The sequence below is a fragment of the Klebsiella sp. P1954 genome (assembly GCF_018199955.1).
Lineage (GTDB): Bacteria > Pseudomonadota > Gammaproteobacteria > Enterobacterales > Enterobacteriaceae > Klebsiella > Klebsiella pneumoniae.
Genome location: NZ_CP073373.1, coordinates 1,222,676 through 1,242,750 on the forward strand (window position 1 = coordinate 1,222,676; position 20,075 = coordinate 1,242,750).

Here is a 20,075-nt window from a genome sequence, read left to right on the forward strand (position 1 = left end):
TTGCTACTGTTGTCTTCACTCTTCTCCTTTAAGGCGTTTACGGATGACGACGCAATCCTCGCGCAGAGCGCTGCAGCTTCGGCTATGGGCGCTGTTTATGTTCTTTTTCATCCCCGGCTTGTTAATGGCCTCCTGGGCCACCCGCACGCCGGCGATCCGCGATCTGTTGGCGCTATCCACCGCAGAGATGGGCGTGGTGCTGTTTGGTCTGTCGGTGGGGTCGATGAGCGGTATTCTCTGCTCGGCGTGGCTGGTGAAGCGCTTTGGTACCCGCAAGGTCATCCGCACCACCATGTCCTTCGCCGTGCTTGGCATGCTGGTGCTCAGCCTGGCGCTGTGGGTCACTTCCGCCCCGCTGTTCGCCTTCGGTCTGGCTATCTTCGGCGCCAGCTTCGGCTCCGCAGAGGTCGCTATTAACGTCGAAGGCGCGGCCATCGAGCGGGAGATGAATAAAACGGTGCTGCCGATGATGCATGGCTTCTACAGCTTTGGCACCCTGTTCGGCGCCGGGGTGGGCATGGCAGTGACCGGATTCGGTCTGCCGGCCGCCCCGCACATTCTGGCGGCTGCGCTGGTGGCTATCCTGCCCATCGCCATTGCTATCCGCGCCATTCCCGACGGCACCGGTAAAAATGCCGCCGAAGTCGCCCACGGTGAGGCGAAAGGTCTGCCGGTGTGGCGCGACGCGCAGCTGCTGCTGATCGGCGTCATTGTCCTGGCGATGGCCTTTGCCGAAGGCTCGGCCAACGACTGGCTGCCGCTGCTGATGGTGGATGGCCACGGCTTTAGCCCCACCTCCGGCTCCCTGATTTATGCCGGTTTCACCCTCGGCATGACGCTGGGCCGCTTTACCGGCGGCTGGTTTATCGATCGCTACAGCCGGGTGGCGGTGGTCCGCGGCAGCGCAGTGATGGGCGCCCTCGGCATAGGCCTGATCATCTTCGTCGATAACCCCTGGGTGGCGGGCATCTCGGTGCTGCTGTGGGGCATTGGCGCCTCGCTCGGCTTCCCGCTGACCATCTCCGCCGCCAGCGATACCGGGCCGGACGCGCCCAAGCGCGTCAGCGTGGTGGCGATCACCGGCTATCTCGCTTTCCTCGTCGGGCCGCCACTGCTGGGTTTCCTCGGCGAACACTTCGGCCTGCGCAGCGCCATGATGGTGGTGCTGGGTCTGGTGATGGTGGCGGCGCTGGTCGCCCGCGCGGTGGCTAAGCCACAATCTGAACCCGTTATGGAGAACAGCTAATGAGCATCAAACTGATTGCGGTGGATATGGACGGCACCTTTTTAAGCGATGCCAAAACTTACAATCGGCCGCGCTTCCTCGCCCAGTACCAGCGAATGCGCGAACAGAATATTCGCTTCGTGGTCGCCAGCGGCAACCAATATTATCAGCTGATCTCCTTTTTCCCGGAGATCGCCCATCAGATCGCCTTCGTGGCGGAAAACGGCGGCTGGGTGGTGAGCGGCAATGAAGACGTCTTCAACTGCCAACTGCCGGTTCACCACTTCAACGCCGTGGTCGACCATCTGCAGACGTTGCCGAATATCGAAATCATCGCCTGCGGGAAGCGCAGCGCCTACACCCTCAATCGCTACAACGACGCGCTGAAGACGGTGGCGGCGAAGTATTATCACCGCCTAGAACTGGTGGATGATTTTAACCATCTCGATGACACCATCCTCAAATTTGGTCTCAACGTGCCAGACAGCCTGATCCCGGAAATTCAGCCGAAGCTGCACGCGGCACTGGGGGACATGGTCACCGCGGTGGCCACCGGCTACGGCAGCATCGACTTAATTATCCCGGGTGTGCACAAAGCCAACGGGCTGCGCATTTTGCAGCAGCGCTGGGGCATTGAGGATCACGAGGTAGTGGCGTTCGGCGACAGCGGCAACGATATCGAAATGCTGCAGCACGCCGGGTTTGGCTTTGCCATGGCCAACGCCCGGGAAGACGTCAAAGCCGTCGCCCGCTATCAGGCGCCGCATAACAACGAAGAAGGTGTCCTGCAGATTATTGATAAGGTGTTGGATCGCGAAGTGCCGTTCGCCTGATAAGACCCGGATGCGAGCGCATCCGGGTTGAAAACAACTACCCCTGCTGCGAATTGCCGACGCTTTTATCTTTCAGAAAGTAAATCATCAGCCCCAGCCATAGTACCCCACCCAGCAGGTTAAACAGGCTGAACAGCCCGTTGCCGCCCAGCTCGTAAGCATGTTTGCTGAGCTCGATGCCGACGGTGAAGATCAGCATCTGCAGCATTCCCATCGCCGCCGAGACCGTGCCTTTACTCATCTCGCTGGCGAACAGGGTTAAACGCACCAGGCCGGCGTTCGCGAGGCCAATCCCGAAGGCGTAGAAGCTCAGACCGGCCGTCATCCACAGATAAGCGTGGGAAGAGACCACGGTCGCCGCCGCAGAGAGGATCAGGCCAAACATGATCGGCCAACCGCCCATGATAATCAGCGAGCGCACGGTCCGGCGCGCAGTCAGGCGCGCCAGCACCAGGTTGCCGGCAATCAGCGCCCCGAAAATCGGCACCTGCAGCATGCCGTACTCATAGCTGGTGGCCTGTTCGCCGCTGATAATAATCACCGGCGACTGGGCAATCCACGCCAGCAGCGGCAGGCTGACAAAGCCGGTGGCCAGCGCGCCGGCGACGAAGCGCAGGTTCTTCAGCACCAGCCGATAGTCGCGGCCCAGCTCTTTCACCGACAGCTTTTCGCCCAGCCGCGTCGCGGTCTCCGGCATCGCCCGCTGCAGGCCGAAGAACGAGATGGCCGCCAGCACGGCGAACAGGACAAACATCATCTCCCACGGCAGGATATGCACCCAGGCGGCGCCCACCAGCGGCCCCAGCAGCGGGGCTATCAGCGCCACGTTAGCCATCAGGGCGGTGATTTTGATACACACCGCCTCCTCAAAGGACTCCTGTATCGCCGCATAGCCCACCGCGCCGATAAAGCACAGGCTGATCCCCTGCAGGAAGCGCAGCAGGGTAAACTGCTCAATGGTCTGCGCCAGCAGCGTCGCCAGGCAGGTAACGATGAACCATACTACGCCGGTCAACATCACTGGACGGCGGCCAATACGATCCGACAGCGGCCCCAGCAGCCACTGTAAAAACATGCCGCCTGCCAGATAGGCAGTCATTGAGGTAGGTACCCATTCGTTACCCACCTGAAATTCCTGCACCACGGCTAACATGCCCGGCTGAATCATATCGTTGCCGATATAAGTGGAAAATTCGTACAGCACCAGACATAACGGGAACAACAGCGCCTGCCTTCCGAGGCGGCGGCCTGAAAGCGAATAATTTTGCATGAAATCTCTTATCTATCAAAAATCGCGCAAAGTGTAATGAAACTCCCGGCGCGGAGATAGTGAATTGTGGGTGACACCGCACAATATTACGAGCTGTGCGCCATCGTCCTGCCTCTCCCCTGTTATTCAGCCTGTGTATATATTCCGTTTATGTTTCAGCAATGTGACAAACGATATACTGACGTTTTTCAGGCTGTTAGCCGTAGACTTTATGGTAGTGGATTTCATAACAACCTGATCTTTAAGACAATGCCGCCTTTATCTCCGCACCGCTTTTATTTAGGGTAGGCGGCTTAATTGCTATCGGACCAACGAGCCTGGAAGTCTATGCTGGAAAATATTAACTATGCGCTGTTCGCCCTGCTCAACGCGACGCCTGCCTCGCCGCAGTGGGCCATTGAGATGGCGATCTTCATCGCTAAAGATCTGATTCTGATCGTACCTCTGCTGGTGGTGACATTGTGGCTGTGGGGGCCTGCCCAGCGGCAGATGGTGTTTAAGCTGATGCTGGCGCTGACGATCAGCCTGACCGTGTCGTGGGCGATCGGCCACCTCTATCCGCACGATCGGCCGTTTGTCGCCGGCGTAGGCTATAACTTCCTGCACCACGCGGCGGACGACTCCTTCCCCAGCGACCATGGCACCGTCAGCTTTACCTTTGCCCTGGCCTTCCTGTTCTGGCATCGCCCGTGGTCCGGCGCCCTGCTGATGGCCATTGCCGCCGCCATCGCCTGGTCCCGTGTCTATCTCGGCGTGCACTGGCCGCTGGATATGGTCGGCGGGCTGCTGGCCGGGATGTGCGGCTGCCTTGGCGCGGCGCTGATCTGGCATACGTTCGGCCCGGCGCTATACCATCAGCTGCAGCGGCTGTATCGTCTCTGCTTCTCCTTGCCAATCCGCAAAGGTTGGGTGCGCGGCTAAACGCCGCCGTCGCTGCGGCCACCGCGTGACTAACCCGCAAGCGACAGGTAAAATCCCGCTAACGCCCTGCCCCCGCAGGGCGATTTTAGCGCAGAGGGAATATGGAAACTCGCCGTGACGAACGTATCAGTCAGCTCATTCAGGCACTTAAACGCAGCGATAAGCTGCATCTGAAAGAAGCCGCTTCCCTGCTTGGGGTGTCGGAAATGACCATTCGTCGCGACCTCAATGGCCACAGCGGCCCGGTTGTGCTGCTCGGCGGATACATTGTGCTGGAGCCGCGCAGCGCCACCCATTATCTGCTCAGCGATCAAAAAACCCGGCTGGTCGAGGAAAAACGCCGTGCCGCTCGCCATGCGGCCGCGCTGCTGGAGGCCCATCAGATGGCCTTCTTCGACTGCGGGACCACCACGCCGTGGATTATTGACGCCATTGACGATGCCCTGCCCTTCACCGGCGTCTGCTACTCCCTGAACACCTTTCTGGCCCTGCAGGAAAAACCCCAGTGCCGCGCGGTCCTGTGCGGTGGGGAGTTTCATGCCAGCAACGCGATTTTTATGCCGCTGAGCCTTGAGGATACCCTCAGCCATCTGAGCCCTGATATCGCCTTTTACTCGGCGGCGGGGATCGACTGCGAGCAGGGGGCGACCTGCTATAACCTGGAAGAGCTGCCGGTTAAGCACTGGGCGATGCGTCACGCGCGCTATCACGTGCTGGTGGTCGACCACAGCAAGTTTGGCAAAGTGCGTCCGGCGCGCATGGGGGCGTTAGCGAAATTTGACGTGATCGCCAGCGATATCTGCCCGGATGATGAGCTGGTCGCGCTGGCGAAGGCGCAGCAGATTTCCCTACTGTATTGAAGCGTCGCTGCCCGCGCCCCGCAGGGCGCGGGCAGGCATCAGGAGAACCAGCTGCCGAACCAGCCGTGCAGTTTCATCAGCACGAAGTCGATCATCCGGCTGAAGAAGCCGCCCTCTTTTACCGACTCCATGACAATCAGCGGACGCTGTTCAATGGTTTTATCATTTAGCTTAAAGTCGATAGTCCCGACCACCTGCCCCTTCTCCAGCGGCGCGGTAAGCTGCGGCTGATTTAAGGTATAGCTGGCTTTCAGGTTTTTCAGCTGGCCCTTCGGCAAAGTGATAGAGCCCGCCTCGCCAGCCCCCAGTTTCGCTTCATTGCTATCGCCAAACCACACGCGCTGGGTAACGAAGGTGGCATCTGGTTTAATCGGCGTCACGGTTTCAAAGAAGCGGAAGCCCCAGGTCAGCAGTTTTTCTGACTCGTTAAAGCGAATGCGGTCGGTTTTGGTCCCCAGCACCACGGCGATCAAACGCATATCACCCTGAGTGGCCGAGGAGACGAGGTTATAGCCGGCCCCGGCGGTGGTCCCGGTTTTCACGCCATCGGCGTTGAGGTTGCTGCTCCACAGCAGGCGGTTGCGGTTCGGCTGGCGAATTTTATTGAAAGTGAACTCTTTCTCTTTATGTACCGCGTACTCTTCCGGTACGTCGTGGATCATCGCTTTGGTCAGCAGCGCCATATCGCGGGCGGTGCTGAACTGCCCCGGCGCGTCAAGGCCGTGGACGGTCATAAAGGTGGTGTTGGTCAGCCCCATCTTTTTGGCGTAGCCGTTCATCAGGCTAACGAAAGCGTCCTGGCTGCCCGCTACGTAGTCAGCAATCGCAATGCTGGCGTCGTTACCGGACTGAATGATGACCCCTTTGTTCAGATCTTCTACGGAAACCTGCATGCCAGGCTTGAGGAACATCACCGATGAGCCGCGCAGCGCCGGGTTGCCGGTCGCCCAGGCATCGCGCCCAACGGTCACCATATCGGTCAGTTTGATTTTTCCCGCTTTTATTGCCTGCCCTACCACGTAGCTGGTCATGATCTTCGTCAGACTGGCCGGGTCGAGTTTTTCATCGGCATTGCCTTCGCTGAGCACCTTCCCGCTGGCATAGTCCATCAGGATCCAGGCGCGAGCGTCAATTGAAGGGGCGTCGGGGAGTTGTTCCGCAGCCTGCACCGCAGGTGCGACAAGAAATAACAGCGCGCAACCTGCCGCGAGGCCGCGAAGGGAAAAAGCGTCATGCATCATAAGAGCCACCCAAGTATCCTTTCCAAACAAAATATGCCGCGCCACTCTGACCGCGCCGCAGCAACCGGTGAGTAAAGCGTACAAATGACCTTAAAGAAACAGCGAGTTGGTAAAGTTTTTAAAGTTTACGCAATAACATGCCGCTGTGCTTTAATCAGAACAATTTTTTTGATCGTAATCGCCTTAATGTTAACTTTATTATGGCAAGAAAAAAAACGCCTTTCAAAACCAATTAGTCACCGAAATTTCAATGACATAGCTAACTTGTCTTCGGGAAAAATGCTACTAAAGAGACGTCGCGAGCGTGTCTTTCATCGTGGTTTGCCTGGTCATAGATTCACATTATGGCGGGGCCGTGTGGGGTAAGCGAAAGCCTGGCCAGTGATATCCAGTCGCCTCGCCCCTCCCCCCTTCACCTGAGAACCGGGGATGGTTGTTACTGCTGATACCCTTCACAAAACTCAAAATGTCGGCCCGGTTGCATTCCATGAGGCCCAGTTCAACTTCCGAACTCACAATAACCACATCTGGCTTGCTGCTGTAGAAGTCTCAGACGCTTAAATATAAACCTGAAGGTTCTGTAGGCCGTATTTACGCCTGAAATGCAGTTGAGAACTCCCGGGCTATGCTTGAGACGGTCATTACGCCCGTCTCAGGAAATTAGCAACAACGCCCGCACTTTTCTCTCCATCGGGCCTGCCTGATCGCCATGTTCAGCAGGGCTTCGATTGCCATAGCATTCCGCCGATGGAGGCGCAATCTCCTTGATAAAGGATATCAATCAGCTATCCCCTCTATACGCCACCATCAGGAATTGAGGTCAGGAAGGGAGAGCCTCCCGCTAATGATATGAATTATTCGCCCACTGGATAAACAGGCAGACGGCTTCCCTGTTTTAGTCGGCATATCGGTAAAAGATAGTTTATCGGGCTATTTTCCCTTTTCGTATTACACAAGTAAGAAAAATAGCACATCGATAAGGATGGATTCCTGGTCATTAAATACAGTATAGTTTCCCCTGCAATCTTTATGGAAGCGGGTAGCTCACCCGCAGTTATTCCATAAATTAAGATTCGCATATTGTGTTGAAAATGGCATATCCCTTTATGCGTGTAATTACACCCCAGCCTGTCGCTGGGCTTTTTTTTTCAAGGCGACTCTGGATGGTGATAAATTTTACAAATACATTCATAACAGCGCATCCACAGCCGTAGCCTATACAGAAGTATTGCTCTCAAAACCCCGGGCCGCTCTGATTCTGTTGCCCGTTATTAATCACGCCGGTTTGATGAAAAGGTTAACATCTCTTCCCGGGTAATCTCCTACCCTTCTCGTCCGATGCCATATCGAGCTCTACGACTCGCTCTTCCAGACTGCAGTTCGCCAGTGCTTCTTTTATCCCTATTTCGTTTTGCAGGGATGTTTTGATAGCACCGCGATAGTATGCTGGCCATCCTTATCAGTCATTCATTTTAACCGCCTTTTTCAAATCCTTCCGGGGAAAGTAAAGTCCTCTACCAGGCTCTGCTCGTTTAACGCTATAGATTCAAATACTGATTATTGTATTATATACCACTTACCCCCCGCAGTGATTACCCAGGTAAGATAAATAGCACAAAAGTAAGGGTGGATTCCTGGTTATTTAATACAGTATATTTCCCATGTAGTCTGTATGGAAGTTGATGGTTACCTTTGGTTAACCCATACTTCGAGACTCGAATATTATCTTGAGAACAGCATGCAACCCTGAGTAAATTTACTCCCCAGTGCCAGTCACTGGGTTTTTTTTGCTATTTTTCAGAATATCTTCCAGCCAGTCGGCGCCTCTCATGGTCTATTTTTTCTGGGTGGGATGAAAAAGATGTATATCCGATCGATAAAAACAACAGTTCATCCCTGTAAAAAAATAATTCTTTCACCGACTTTCTATTTATTAATATTAACCTGTGTTCCTCAGATGATTGCGATGCAATAATCAGCATCAAATTATACCCTCAGGCGACATTGAGATTTTAACCGAGACGGAGAGGGAGCGTTTTTATAGATGCGCGCATGATTTAAAGCTTTAATTATCAATAAGATATACCATGATCACGCCCTTTCCTTCGTAGCGTAACACCCTATAGATATTACTCCTGTAAAATAGTAAAAACACTTTCCGGGCCCTGTGACCCAGGAGTGCCCCTGGCTGAAGGGAGTAAGCATAAAAACCTTTAATAACAGCCAAATAAAAAAGCTTGCCGGATTTTTAACTTTATCCCAACATGATCGCCGATCGCGCTGCAACGGCAGTGAAACAAACTCAGGAGCGAAAATGATTACACTGTGGGGACGTAATAACTCGACCAACGTGAAGAAAGTACGCTGGGTGCTGGAGGAGCTGGATCTGCCTTATCAGCAGATCCTCGCCGGGCTGGAGTTTGGTCTCAATCATGACCCGGAATATCTGGCGATGAACCCGAACGGGCTGGTGCCGTTGTTAAAGGACGATGCCACCGGGGTAGTATTGTGGGAATCAAATACGATTATTCGCTACCTTGCGGCCCAGTATGGCGTTGACCGTCTGTGGCTTGCCGCGCCGGCGCAGCGCGCGCAAGGGGAAAAGTGGATGGATTGGTCCAACGGCACCCTCTCACCCGCCCATCGCCCGGTATTAATGGGCCTGGTGAGAACGCCACCGGAGCAGCGCGACTCGGCGGCCATCGCCGCGGGGATCAGCGCCTGCGAAGCGCTGTTCGCCATGCTGGATGACGAACTGGCCAAAACGCCGTGGCTCTCCGGCGAGCAGTTCGGCCTTGGCGATATTGCCGTCGCTCCCTTCGTCTACAATCTGTTGTCGATCCTCGACAGCTGGCAACCGCGGCCCCATCTGCAGCGCTGGTATCAGCAGATTAGCCAACGTCCTGCCTGGCGCGAAGTAGTGCAGATCCCGGTGACCTGAGGCTAAGCCTCGGGACTCAACCGCAATAGCTCGCCGTTAGACTCGTCGGTTAAAACGTACAGATAGCCGTCGGGTCCCACGCGAACATCGCGGATGCGTTTTCCGCGCGCCTCCAGTAATCTCCCCTCCTCGCGGACCTGATTACCGTCCACCGCCAGGACAATCAGCGATGTCTCCTTCAGCGCGCCGATAAACAGCTTATGCTGCCACTGGGGAAAGGTCGGCGCCGAATAAAAGGCCATCCCGCTCACCCCGGGAGAGACCGGCCAGACATACAGGGGAGGTTCGGTCCCCGGAACCGTTTTGCCTTTTGCTTCCGGAATGGGCAGGCCGCTGTAGTTAATACCGTGCGTCGCCAGCGGCCAGCCGTAATTTTTCCCCGCCTGCGGAATATTAATTTCATCTCCGCCGCGCGGGCCATGCTCGTTCAGCCACAGCGCCTCGCTCCAGGGATTCATCGCCATGCCCTGCGGATTACGGATGCCGTAAGCCCAGATCTCCGGCCTGGCGTCAGCCCGGCCGACAAAAGGGTTATCCGGCGGTACACCTCCGGTCTCCGTCAGGCGGACCACTTTCCCCTGCAGCTTGCTGAGATCCTGGGCGGTGGCGCGCTGATTATTTTCGCCCAGCCCGATAAACAAATATCCTTTGCCGTCGAACACCAGCCTGCCGCCAAAATGATTGCCGACGGAGAGCTTCGGCTGCTGGCGAAAGACCACGGTAAAGTTCGTCAGCTGCGTGGCATCCTCGCTCAACCGCCCATAGCCCACCGCGGTGCCCGCCTTACCGCTGGCGTCGCTTTCCGCATAGCTCAGCCACACCCGCCGCGACTGGGCGAAATCCGGGGCCAGCGCCACGTCCAGTAGGCCACCCTGGCCGTTGGCCCATACCTGCGGCACGCCGGCTATCGGCGCCGACAGACCTTTGCCCGGCTGCCAGCGCTTGAGCTCGCCGCCGCGCAGGGTGATCAGTATGCCCTGATCGTCAGGCAGAAAGGCCATGCCCCACGGCTGGGCCAGCCGGTTTTGCAATACCTCCACCCGCACCGCGGCCTGGCTCAGGGCTGGTAGCGCTAAGGCGCTCAATATCAACAGCAGTGGGATCGGACGCATGGCATTCTCCTTTCGTCAGCTCTGGGCTAAAGGGTAGCCAGCGGGGAAATTTGCGCGGGGATTTTTACATAACCTTTAACAGGGGAAGCGTTCACTTCCCCTGGGTTTCAGCCGATCAGGCATGAGTGATTGGCGCCAATTTATTCAATTTATGAATATTTGAGGTCAATCCTGTCAGACAGCGTTCTAGCTTCTCTACGTTAACAGCGATGTATAGCGGACAATCATGATGCCCGCTCATCAGGCATAGTGCAGCGGCGGCGACCGATTCGCCGGCCAGGCGAAGGACATCCCTCTCCTCCGGTGAAATGGCATTCTGCAGGCGCGGCGCCTGCGCATGCATTTCACGGCAAAGCTCAAACAAGTTATCACGCAGATGGTCATTTTCGCTGACTGACATGTAGCCTTTGGCCTTTCGCAGTTGCAGATAGGCGTCAATATCGATATTGGCGTTAATAAGCTTCTGCAGAAGGTGGCGGTATAGTCTGTCAACGGTCATCACGGTTCCTCCTCTGTCGTCCTTTACCCTTTCCATAATACGGTTATTTTTTGTGCAAAATGATGCGCCAGGTCAATAATCCCCAGTTCTTTAACATCATTTACAATGTGGCAACTTTAACGCATTGTAGGGTGTATAACAAAAACAATGTTATACGATCACAATTAATTTCAATCTGAAATTAATAAACAGAAAATGGCAATAAGAGACAAAATTAGTGCAGCAATGATCACAATACCTCATATGACCTGTTGCACCATCGTCAATTAGGATGTCATAACAAATAATTAATGTAATACGTATAACATGTCAGGAAAACAGCGAACGCGGCCCGCGGATCGCTGAAATTCTCTCTGCCCATTTGCAAGGAACTGAAACATGACGTCCGGTAAAAGAAACTACCTTCTGTTGAGTCTTTTCGATTTCCTCTACCTGTTCGCCTGGTCGTCGACCATGGCTTTCTTCGTTATCTGGACCACCCAGCATCTTGGCATCAGCGCCACGAAGACCGGGCTGCTTTACTCGGTCAACGCCTTTATCGCCCTGCTGATGCAGCCTTTCTTCGGCTTTATCTCTGACAAGTTCGGCCTGAAAAAACGGCTTATCTGGCTGCTGGTCGCCCTGCTCCTGCCGGTGGGCCCCTTCTTTATCTACGTTTACGCGCCGCTGCTGGTGCACAACTTTTGGTTTGGCGCCTTGCTGGGAGGGATCTATCTGGGGATCATCTTTAACTCCGGCTGCGGAGTAATCGACTCTTATATCGATAAGATTTCCCGGCGCTATCAGTTCGAATATGGTCGTGTGCGGATGTGGGGCTCGTTAGGCTGGGCAGCGGCGGCCTGGATTGTGGGTAAATATATCGACAGCAATCCTAATCTGGCCTTCTGGCTCGCCAGCCTCGCCATTGTCATCGCCGCCATCTGCTTTATGCTAACCAAAATTGAATTAACCGACGCCGATGTGGCGCGAAGCGAATCGCTGAAGGTCTCTCATGCCCTTGAGCTGGCGAAGAATGGTCAGTTCTGGATGCTGCTGCTCTTTACCCTGTTCGTCACGCAGATTTACGACACCTACGATCAGCAGTTTGCCCAGTACTTCTCGCTACAGTTCCCGACGCCGGAGGAAGGCAACCGCTGGTACGGGATCCTCGCGTCTATTCAGGTCTGCGGTGAAACCCTGTTCCTCTGCCTGATGCCATGGTTTGTTAACCGGACCGGCGCCAAATGGGCGCTGATCATCGCCGGGCTGATCATGTCGGTACGTATTGTCGGCTCAGCCGTGCCCCTCGGCCCGGTGTGGATTGGTGCGGTGAAAATGATGCATGCTCTGGAGAAGCCGTTGATTCTGGTATCGGTCTTTAAATTCATCGCCGCCAACTTCGACCACAAGCTCTCTTCGACGGTCTATTTGCTGGTGCTGTTCGTCGCCTCGATCGCCACCGCTATTTACTCTCCGCTGGCAGGCTATCTGTACGATACCATTGGCTTCGCCAACACCTATCTGATTCTCGGCAGCGTCGCCGGGCTCTTTACCCTGATCTCTATTTTCACGCTGCAGGATAAGCGCGAGCCGAAAAAACCCGGCGCCACCCCCTCTGCAGCCATTAACCCGGCGCAATAAGTCTCTGCCCGGCAGCCACGCCGGGCTTGAGTCGCCTGTGCGCACGGCTTGTCAGAAGCGTGTCCCGCCCCTCTGCTCCGGGGCGTGTGGGATCCGCTTTGGCGGTGGGGGGCGTAAAAGACAGGTCGGGGGCGCTTTTTCACCATTAACCGCGACAGAGCTATACTCTTTTTCGCAAAGATCTGTAGAATTCCTGCCCTGACCATTCCAATAATTGAACACTTTTTAAGCTATGAGCAATGTCACGCATCAGCCGAAAATCGGCTTCGTCTCCCTGGGCTGCCCGAAAAACCTCGTGGACTCAGAGCGTATCCTGACCGAACTGCGCACCGAAGGTTATGACGTCGTACCGACCTACGACAACGCCGATATGGTGATCGTTAACACCTGCGGCTTTATTGATAGCGCTGTGCAGGAATCGCTGGAAGCGATCGGCGAAGCGTTGAAAGAGAACGGCAAGGTAATCGTCACCGGCTGTCTCGGCGCGAAAGAGGATCAGATCCGCGAAGTGCATCCGAAGGTGCTGGAGATCACCGGTCCGCACAGCTATGAGCAGGTGCTGGAGCATGTCCATCATTATACGCCGAAGCCGAAGCACAACCCGTTCCTGAGCCTGGTGCCGGAACAGGGGGTTAAGCTGACGCCGCGCCACTACGCCTACTTAAAAATTTCTGAAGGCTGCAACCATCGCTGCACCTTCTGCATCATCCCGTCCATGCGTGGCGATCTGGTGAGCCGTCCGATTGGCGAAGTGCTGGCCGAAGCCAAACGCCTCGCTGACGCCGGCGTGAAAGAGCTGCTGGTGATTTCGCAGGACACCTCCGCCTACGGCGTCGACGTCAAGCACCGCACCGGCTTCCACAACGGTATGCCGGTGAAGACCAGCATGGTCAGTTTGTGCGAAGAGCTGGCGAAGCTCGGCATCTGGGTACGCCTGCACTATGTCTACCCGTACCCGCACGTTGACGATGTGATCCCGCTGATGGCGGAAGGCAAGATTCTGCCGTACCTCGATATTCCGCTGCAGCACGCCAGCCCGCGTATTCTGAAGCTGATGAAGCGTCCTGGTTCTGCGGACCGTCAGCTGGCGCGCATTAAGCAGTGGCGTGAAATTTGCCCGGATCTGACCCTGCGCTCCACTTTTATTGTGGGCTTCCCGGGCGAAACGGAAGAAGATTTCCAGATGCTGCTCGACTTCCTGAAAGAGGCGCGTCTCGACCGCGTCGGCTGCTTCAAGTACAGCCCGGTTGAAGGCGCTACCGCCAACGAGCTGGCGGACCAGGTGCCGGAAGAGGTGAAAGAAGAGCGCTGGAACCGCTTTATGCAGCTGCAGCAGCAGATCTCTGCCGAGCGTCTGCAGGAAAAAGTGGGGCGCGAAATCCTGGTGCTGGTAGATGAAGTTGATGAAGAAGGCGCCATTGGCCGCAGCATGGCCGACGCTCCGGAAATCGACGGCGCGGTGTACCTGAACGGCGAAACCCGCGTTAAGCCGGGCGACGTGGTGCGGGTGAAAGTCGAGCACGCCGACGAATACGACCTCTGGGGTACCCGGGTCTAGTCCAGCTTCCCGGATAGCGGCTTAGCGCATTCCCCAGCCTACGGGGTCCTCCCGTAGGCTCCCCCCAGGTCCGCGCAAGCGCAGCGCCGCCGGGTAATTTATCAGTCATCATGCCTTCATATTGCCGGGTGGCGGCTAACGCCTTACCCGGCCTACAGTTCGTGCGGCCTGCCGTTAATTTATTCACCATTGTTGCTGAAACAGCCGATGCTGGCGGCCTCAACATCGCTGAGACATTCCCGAAAGGCCGGGGCAGGCCGCATGGATGCGGGCTGAGGGCCGTGTTTTGCACGGACGCTGCCTCGGCCCAACCCGAAGCCTGCAGGGAAAAGTCGAAGGCACCACGCAGTGGCGATGTTGCTGGCCGGAGCCCGGGGGTACAGGGGGCGGCGGCGACTGGCCGCCCCCTGTGCGCTCCCTGCGCCATAAGAGACATAACGCAGACGATTAACCGGGAGCGCAAACTACGCTGAAGCCACAGATAACATAAAGGACTTTCCAGCGATGCTTCGCCTCACCCTGGCCCTCTCCCGGGAGGAGAGGGAACCGTCCGGCGGTCGTTTCCGCCTCACACCGCTCCCTGCGCCATGAGAGACCTAACGCAGAAAATTATCCGGAAGCGCAATGTGCGCTGAAGCCGCAGATAACATAAAGGACTCCCGGCGGAGCTTTCCCTCATCCTACCCCTTTAACTTCGGATCCAGCGCATCGCGCAGGCCATCTCCCAGCAGATTAAACGCCAGCACGGTCACGAAAATCGCCACCGCCGGAAAGAGCGCCACGTGCGGAGACATCACCATATCCGCCCGCGCTTCGTTGAGCATCGCGCCCCACTCCGGGGTGGGCGGCTGCGCGCCGAGGCCGAGAAACGACAGACTGGCCGCCGAAATAATCGATACCCCAATGCGCATGGTGAAATAAACCACGATCGATGACACCGTCCCCGGCAGAATATGGTTGAACAGAATGGTGGCGTCGCTGGCGCCGATGCTGCGCGCCGATTCAATAAAGGTCTGCTGCTTCAGAACCAGCGTATTGCCGCGCACCAGACGAGCAAACGCCGGGATCGAGAAGATCGCCACGGCGATGATCACGTTGGCCATCCCGCTGCCCATGACGGCGACCACCGCGATCGCCAGCAGGATCCCCGGAAAGGCGAACAACACGTCGCAAAGTCGCATAATGAGCCGGTCCCACCAGCCCTCATAGTAGCCAGCCAGCAGCCCAAGCACCGTGCCGATGGCCGCGCCAATCAGCACCGCCAGTACCCCGGCGGCCAGCGAGATCTGCGCCCCGACCAGCACCCGGCTGAAAATATCCCGTCCCAGGGAGTCGACTCCGAACCAGTGCACCAGCGAAGGTCCCTCGTTCAGACGGTCGTAGTCGAAATAATTTTCCGCATCGTACGGCGCTATCCATGGGGCAACGATGGCTACCGCAATCAGCAACAGCACGAAAATACCAGCGCCCATCGCCACCGGCTGGCGACGAAAGCGCCGCCAGAACTCATGCCAGGGGGTATGGATCTCGCCGGGTCTGATGCCCGGCATGGCGTTCAGCGCCGCCTGCCTTCTCCAGTTAAGCAATCGCACCTTACTTATACCTGATAGCCGGGTTTATGGCCGCGTACAGCACATCCACCACTAAATTGATAAGAATAAACTCCAGCGAAAAGAGCAGCACTTCCGCCTGAATCACCGGGTAATCGCGCATCTCCACCGAATCGACCAGCAAGCGCCCAAGCCCCGGCCAGTTAAACACCTTCTCCACAACGATCGACCCGCCGAGCAGAAAGCCGAACTGCAGCCCCATCATGGTCACCACCGGGATCATCGCATTGCGCAGACCATGCTTGAGCACCACCCGCGTTTCGCTCACCCCCTTCGCCCGGGCGGTACGCATATAGTCTTCATGCAGCACATCGACGAATGACGCGCGGGTAAAGCGCGCCATGACCGCCGCCACCGCCGCGCCAAGGGTCAACGACGGCAAAATATAGTGCCGCCAGCTGTCGGCCCCCACCGTCGGCAGCCAGCCCAGCTCAACCGAAAACACCTGCATCAGCAGCATACCAAGGGCAAAAGCCGGAAACGAAATACCGCTCACCGCCAGCGCCATTCCCAGACGGTCGGGCCAGCGATTGCGCCACACCGCGGCCGCAATCCCCGCCGCCATCCCGAACAGTACCGCCCAGCTCATGCTGGCCAGCGTCAGCCACAGCGTGGGCATAAAGCGACTGGCAATCTCACTGGCAACGGGACGCCGCGAGGCCATGGAAATGCCAAAATCGCCGCGCAGCACGTTGGTGATGTAGTGCCAGAACTGGACATGCAGCGGCTGGTCAAGCCCCAGCTGCTGGCGCACCATCGCCACCACCTGGGCATCGGCCTCAGGTCCGGCAATCAGCCGCGCCGGGTCACCGGGCAGCATATGGACGAACAGAAACACCAGCACCGCGACGATAAGCAGAGTAGGGATCAGGCCCAGCAGGCGCTTAATCACATAATTCAGCATCGCTCCCTCCCATTCCGGGAGAGAGGACGCATGAAGATGAACATGATCACGGCGTCAGGTCCGCCTGTTCGAAGCTAAAGCCGGTATCCGGCTGGATATAGAAACCGGTGAGATTCTTGCTGTGGGCGGAGACCAGTTTCTCGACCACCAGCGGCACCCACGGCGACTCTTTCCAGATAATATCCTGCGCCTCTTTATAGAGTTTGGTTTTCTGTTGCGGATCGGTGGTTTTCAGCGCCTCGCTCAGCGCGTTATCCACCTGCGGGTTGCTGTAAAACGCGGTATTAAACAGCGTCGGCGGCCAGTTTTGCGAGGCGAACAGCGGCGACAGCGCCCAGTCGGCTTCACCGGTGGAGGCGGACCAGCCGGTATAGAACATCCGTACCCCGCTCTCTTTCTGCCCTTTACCTTCCACTTCCGCCGCCCGCTGACCAGCGTCCATCGCCGTCACCTGCGCCTTAATCCCCACCTGCGCCAGCTGCTGCTGGGTGAACTGCAGTACTTTCTGCGCGGTGCTGTGATTATGTGATGACCACAGCGTGGTGCTGAAACCGTTAGGGTAGCCCGCCTCTTTCAGCAGCTGGCGCGCTTTCGCCGGATCGTATGGCCAGGCGGTGTAGGTCTGGGCATAGGCGATCGACGGCGGCACCACTCCGGTCGCCGGGGTGGCGTAGCCGGCGAACGCTACCTTCACCAGCGCCTGACGGTTAATCGCATAGTTGATGGCTTCCCGTACCTTCGGATTATCGAACGGCTTCTGCGTCACGTTCATGCTGATGTAGCGCTGCATGATCGACGGGCTGGCCACCAGCTCCAGTTTGCTGTTTTTCGCCAGCAGCGGCGCCTGTTCGTAAGGGATCGGGAAGGCGAACTGCGCCTCGCCGGTCTGCAGCATCGCCGCCCGGGTATTGTTATCCACCACCGGACGCCAGGTGATAGAATCCAGCTTTGGCAGCCCCGGCTGCCAGTACCCATCGAACTTGCTGACCTTCACAAAATCCGTCTGGTTCCAGGTGTCGAGCTTATACGGCCCGGTGCCCACCGGGTGGAAGCCGATATCCTTACCATATTTTTTCAGCGCCGCCGGCGAAATCATCGCTGTCGCCGGATGGGCGAGAATGTTAATAAACGCCGAGAAGGGCTGCTTCAGGGTAATTTTGACCGTAGTCGGATCGACCGCCTCGGTACTGGCAATATTTTTATACAGGTTATAGCGCTTGAGATGGTTATCCGGGTTACTCGCGCGATCGAGGTTAGCCTTTACCGCCTCGGCGTTAAAGTCAGTGCCATCCTGGAATTTCACCCCGCTGTGCAGCTTAATGGTGTACACCAGGCCGTCCGGTGACACGGTATAGCTCTCAGCAAGAACGTTTTGCAGCTTCATCTCTTTATCAAGGCCGAACAGGCCTTGATAAAAGGACTTCGCCACCGCCTGCGACAGGGTATCGTTGGCATCATAGGGATCGAGGGTCGTGAAGTTAGACCCGACCGCCACCACCACATCTTTGGCGGCAAAGGCGGGAGCGCTCGCCAGGGCTGCCGCGATACTCAGCGCCAGCCACCATTTGCGTGAAACAGGTTGTGTCATCGTGTTCTCCTGAAAAGATGCGTTATGTGTTGTTATGTTCTGCCCAGCACATCGGCGGATTCGCGGGCGACGAAGTGGCCCGGCCCGACCTGCTGCAACGGCACGCTGGCGATCTCCTCGCCCCGCTTATAAATATTGCCCGGGACGTCATCAGACAGCAGAACCCGCTGCGGATGACGGTGGCCCGGGTCGGCCACCGGTACGGCGGCCATGAGCTTACGGGTATAGGGGTGCTGCGGGTTTTCAAACACCGCGCGGCGCGGGCCTATTTCGACAATGCGACCGCGATACATCACCGCCACGCGGTGGCTGATGCGCTCCACCACCGCCATATCATGGGAAATAAACAGAAACGCGATGCCCATCTCGCGCTGCAGGTCGAGCATCAGATTGATAATCTGCGCCCGAATGGAGACATCCAGGGCCGACACCGACTCGTCGGCTATCACCACCTTCGGATTCAGCGCCAGCGCGCGGGCAATGCAGATCCGCTGCCGCTGGCCGCCGGAAAAGGCATGGGGATAGCGCCAGGCATGCTCCGGCTGCAACCCCACGCGCTTCAGCAGCCAGGCGACCCGCTCACGCGCTGCTTCCCCACGCAGCAGGCCATGCACCCGCAGCGGCTCCATAATCGAATCGCCGACCGTCTGACGCGGATCAAGCGAGGCGTAAGGATCCTGAAAAATAAACTGAATATTGCGCCGCAGAGCCTGCAGCTTGCCGCCGGCGAGGGTATCGATCCGCTGACCGTCGAAGGTAATGGTGCCTCCCTGGGTCTCTACCAGCCTCAGCAGCGCCCGGCCGGTGGTCGACTTGCCGCAGCCGGACTCGCCCACCAGCGACAGGGTCTCTCCCGGCCAGAGATCAAAACTGACCTTCTCCACCGCATGCACTTCGCGCGTCACGCGATTGAGCAGCCCGCCGCGCACCGGAAAACGGGCCACCAGGTCCCGCACCTGCAGGATCGGCTCGCCGGCGACTACCGTATCGGGCGTTTCGCTCTCCGCCAGCGGCTGGCCCGGCAGCGGAAAACGGCGCGGCAGATCCTGGCCACGCATCTCCCCCAGCCGCGGGACCGCCGCCAGCAGCGACTGCGTATACGGGTGCTGCGGCGAACGAAAGATCTCCTCAACGCTGCCGGTCTCTACCGTCTCACCGCGATACATCACCAGCACCCGATCGGCGATATCGGCCACGACGCCCATATCGTGGGTGATAAAGATCACCCCCATCGCCATCTCCTTTTGCAGGACGGCAATGAGTTGCAGAATTTGCGCCTGGATGGTGACATCCAGCGCCGTGGTTGGCTCATCGGCTATCAACACCGCCGGCCGACAGGAGAGCGCCATGGCGATCATCACCCTCTGGCGCATGCCGCCGGAGAGCTGGTGCGGATAGCGCGAGAGCATCTCTTCCGCCTGGGGAATACGCACCTGATCGAGCATCTTTTTCGCCGCGCGCAGCGCCTCTTCGCGCCCCAGCCCCTGGTGCAGGCGCAGGGATTCGGCAATCTGCTCGCCGATGGTAAAAACCGGATTCAGCGAGGTCATCGGCTCCTGAAAAATCATGGCCAGATCCGCGCCGCGCACCCGGCGCATCTCAGCGTCCGTTTGCTCATTGAGCGCGATCACCTGCCGGTTACGCCGCCGCAACCACAGCCCCTCGCTGTTCACCTCGCTGCTGGCCGCGTCTAGCAGACGCATCAGCGCCAGCGCGGTCACCGATTTTCCCGAACCGGACTCACCCACTATCGCCAGCGTCTCGCCGCGGCGCAGGCTGAAGGAAAGCTGACGCACGGCCTGCACCTCCGGCGCATCCTGCTGGCGGAACGCCACGTTCAGGTTGCGCACCACCAGCACTTCGCAGGTATCGGTTTCGTGAGTTTGCGACACT

At 57.5% G+C, this 20,075-nt stretch carries 16 protein-coding genes; 7 read left to right on the plus strand and 9 right to left on the minus strand.

Annotated features, from left to right (window positions below; all coding sequences use genetic code 11):
* Positions 1 to 43 precede the first annotated feature (43 nt).
* Positions 44 to 1,246, plus strand: coding sequence for an MFS transporter (locus KB890_RS06020; protein WP_004151719.1), 1,203 nt, complete (start codon positions 44 to 46; stop codon positions 1,244 to 1,246).
* Positions 1,246 to 2,058, plus strand: coding sequence for a Cof-type HAD-IIB family hydrolase (locus tag KB890_RS06025; protein ID WP_009308237.1), 813 nt, complete (start codon positions 1,246 to 1,248; stop codon positions 2,056 to 2,058). The genes KB890_RS06020 and KB890_RS06025 overlap by 1 nt, the downstream gene beginning before the upstream one ends.
* Positions 2,059 to 2,095: 37 nt before the next feature.
* Here KB890_RS06025 and kdeA read toward each other — a convergent pair whose 3' ends face one another.
* Positions 2,096 to 3,328 (minus strand): multidrug efflux MFS transporter KdeA, encoded by a 1,233-nt coding sequence (kdeA, locus tag KB890_RS06030; RefSeq protein WP_004141972.1) that lies wholly within the window; start codon positions 3,326 to 3,328, stop codon positions 2,096 to 2,098.
* Positions 3,329 to 3,655: 327 nt separating this feature from the next.
* On the opposite strand from kdeA, the gene ybjG reads away from it, so the two are divergent.
* Both ybjG and deoR read left to right on the plus strand, forming a co-directional pair.
* Positions 3,656 to 4,249 carry an undecaprenyl-diphosphate phosphatase gene (ybjG, locus tag KB890_RS06035; RefSeq protein ID WP_020323877.1) on the plus strand — a complete coding sequence of 198 codons (594 nt, stop codon included), beginning with the start codon at positions 3,656 to 3,658 and terminating at the stop codon, positions 4,247 to 4,249.
* A gap of 101 nt (positions 4,250 to 4,350) precedes the next feature.
* Entirely contained in the window at positions 4,351 to 5,109 is a 759-nt protein-coding gene (gene deoR / locus KB890_RS06040; RefSeq protein WP_004151717.1) for a DNA-binding transcriptional repressor DeoR, read from the plus strand.
* Positions 5,110 to 5,147: 38 nt separating this feature from the next.
* On the opposite strand, the gene dacC is transcribed toward deoR, so the two are convergent.
* A complete protein-coding gene (dacC, locus tag KB890_RS06045; RefSeq protein ID WP_004191175.1) occupies positions 5,148 to 6,350 on the minus strand; it encodes a serine-type D-Ala-D-Ala carboxypeptidase in 1,203 nt (400 codons plus the stop codon).
* A 652-nt stretch (positions 6,351 to 7,002) separates the two neighbouring features.
* Positions 7,003 to 7,131, minus strand: a complete 129-nt coding sequence (locus KB890_RS06050; RefSeq protein ID WP_020806119.1) for a hypothetical protein — start codon at positions 7,129 to 7,131, stop codon at positions 7,003 to 7,005.
* A gap of 1,533 nt (positions 7,132 to 8,664) precedes the next feature.
* On the opposite strand from KB890_RS06050, the gene KB890_RS06055 reads away from it, so the two are divergent.
* Complete coding sequence (locus KB890_RS06055) at positions 8,665 to 9,291, plus strand: glutathione S-transferase family protein (RefSeq protein ID WP_020324515.1); 627 nt, start codon at positions 8,665 to 8,667, stop codon at positions 9,289 to 9,291.
* 2 nt (positions 9,292 to 9,293) lie between these two features.
* Here KB890_RS06055 and KB890_RS06060 read toward each other — a convergent pair whose 3' ends face one another.
* Positions 9,294 to 10,403, minus strand: coding sequence for a PQQ-dependent sugar dehydrogenase (locus tag KB890_RS06060; protein WP_004141981.1), 1,110 nt, complete (start codon positions 10,401 to 10,403; stop codon positions 9,294 to 9,296).
* A gap of 115 nt (positions 10,404 to 10,518) precedes the next feature.
* Positions 10,519 to 10,902, minus strand: a complete 384-nt coding sequence (gene bssR, locus KB890_RS06065; protein WP_004176728.1) for a biofilm formation regulator BssR — start codon at positions 10,900 to 10,902, stop codon at positions 10,519 to 10,521.
* A gap of 378 nt (positions 10,903 to 11,280) precedes the next feature.
* Here bssR and KB890_RS06070 point away from each other — a divergent pair, with 378 nt between their 5' ends.
* Positions 11,281 to 12,522 carry an oligosaccharide MFS transporter gene (locus tag KB890_RS06070; RefSeq protein ID WP_016947476.1) on the plus strand — a complete coding sequence of 414 codons (1,242 nt, stop codon included), beginning with the start codon at positions 11,281 to 11,283 and terminating at the stop codon, positions 12,520 to 12,522.
* Positions 12,523 to 12,754: 232 nt separating this feature from the next.
* Positions 12,755 to 14,080 carry a 30S ribosomal protein S12 methylthiotransferase RimO gene (gene rimO / locus KB890_RS06075; RefSeq protein ID WP_004141985.1) on the plus strand — a complete coding sequence of 442 codons (1,326 nt, stop codon included), beginning with the start codon at positions 12,755 to 12,757 and terminating at the stop codon, positions 14,078 to 14,080.
* 680 nt (positions 14,081 to 14,760) lie between these two features.
* Here rimO and gsiD read toward each other — a convergent pair.
* From gsiD to gsiA, 4 genes are read right to left on the minus strand one after another with little or no spacing between them, the layout of a single operon-like run.
* Positions 14,761 to 15,672: a glutathione ABC transporter permease GsiD gene (gsiD, locus tag KB890_RS06080; RefSeq protein ID WP_004147729.1), complete on the minus strand. Its 912-nt coding sequence runs from the start codon at positions 15,670 to 15,672 to the stop codon at positions 14,761 to 14,763.
* Between the two features lies 1 nt (position 15,673).
* Positions 15,674 to 16,594: a glutathione ABC transporter permease GsiC gene (gene gsiC / locus KB890_RS06085; RefSeq protein ID WP_002892997.1), complete on the minus strand. Its 921-nt coding sequence runs from the start codon at positions 16,592 to 16,594 to the stop codon at positions 15,674 to 15,676.
* A 46-nt stretch (positions 16,595 to 16,640) separates the two neighbouring features.
* Complete coding sequence (gene gsiB / locus KB890_RS06090; RefSeq protein ID WP_002892991.1) at positions 16,641 to 18,182, minus strand: glutathione ABC transporter substrate-binding protein GsiB; 1,542 nt, start codon at positions 18,180 to 18,182, stop codon at positions 16,641 to 16,643.
* A 32-nt stretch (positions 18,183 to 18,214) separates the two neighbouring features.
* Complete coding sequence (gsiA, locus tag KB890_RS06095; RefSeq protein ID WP_022631245.1) at positions 18,215 to 20,074, minus strand: glutathione ABC transporter ATP-binding protein GsiA; 1,860 nt, start codon at positions 20,072 to 20,074, stop codon at positions 18,215 to 18,217.
* Position 20,075 lies beyond the last annotated feature (1 nt).

Coding starts and splice junctions, on each gene's coding strand:
- deoR (WP_004151717.1), top strand. CDS start 4,351: ATGGAAACTCGCCGTGACGAACGTATCAGTCAGCTCATTCAGGCACTT.
- KB890_RS06025 (WP_009308237.1), top strand. CDS start 1,246: ATGAGCATCAAACTGATTGCGGTGGATATGGACGGCACCTTTTTAAGC.
- gsiB (WP_002892991.1), bottom strand. CDS start 18,182: ATGACACAACCTGTTTCACGCAAATGGTGGCTGGCGCTGAGTATCGCG.
- rimO (WP_004141985.1), top strand. CDS start 12,755: ATGAGCAATGTCACGCATCAGCCGAAAATCGGCTTCGTCTCCCTGGGC.
- bssR (WP_004176728.1), bottom strand. CDS start 10,902: ATGACCGTTGACAGACTATACCGCCACCTTCTGCAGAAGCTTATTAAC.
- kdeA (WP_004141972.1), bottom strand. CDS start 3,328: ATGCAAAATTATTCGCTTTCAGGCCGCCGCCTCGGAAGGCAGGCGCTG.
- dacC (WP_004191175.1), bottom strand. CDS start 6,350: ATGATGCATGACGCTTTTTCCCTTCGCGGCCTCGCGGCAGGTTGCGCG.
- gsiC (WP_002892997.1), bottom strand. CDS start 16,594: ATGCTGAATTATGTGATTAAGCGCCTGCTGGGCCTGATCCCTACTCTG.
- KB890_RS06070 (WP_016947476.1), top strand. CDS start 11,281: ATGACGTCCGGTAAAAGAAACTACCTTCTGTTGAGTCTTTTCGATTTC.
- KB890_RS06020 (WP_004151719.1), top strand. CDS start 44: ATGACGACGCAATCCTCGCGCAGAGCGCTGCAGCTTCGGCTATGGGCG.
- KB890_RS06055 (WP_020324515.1), top strand. CDS start 8,665: ATGATTACACTGTGGGGACGTAATAACTCGACCAACGTGAAGAAAGTA.
- ybjG (WP_020323877.1), top strand. CDS start 3,656: ATGCTGGAAAATATTAACTATGCGCTGTTCGCCCTGCTCAACGCGACG.
- KB890_RS06060 (WP_004141981.1), bottom strand. CDS start 10,403: ATGCGTCCGATCCCACTGCTGTTGATATTGAGCGCCTTAGCGCTACCA.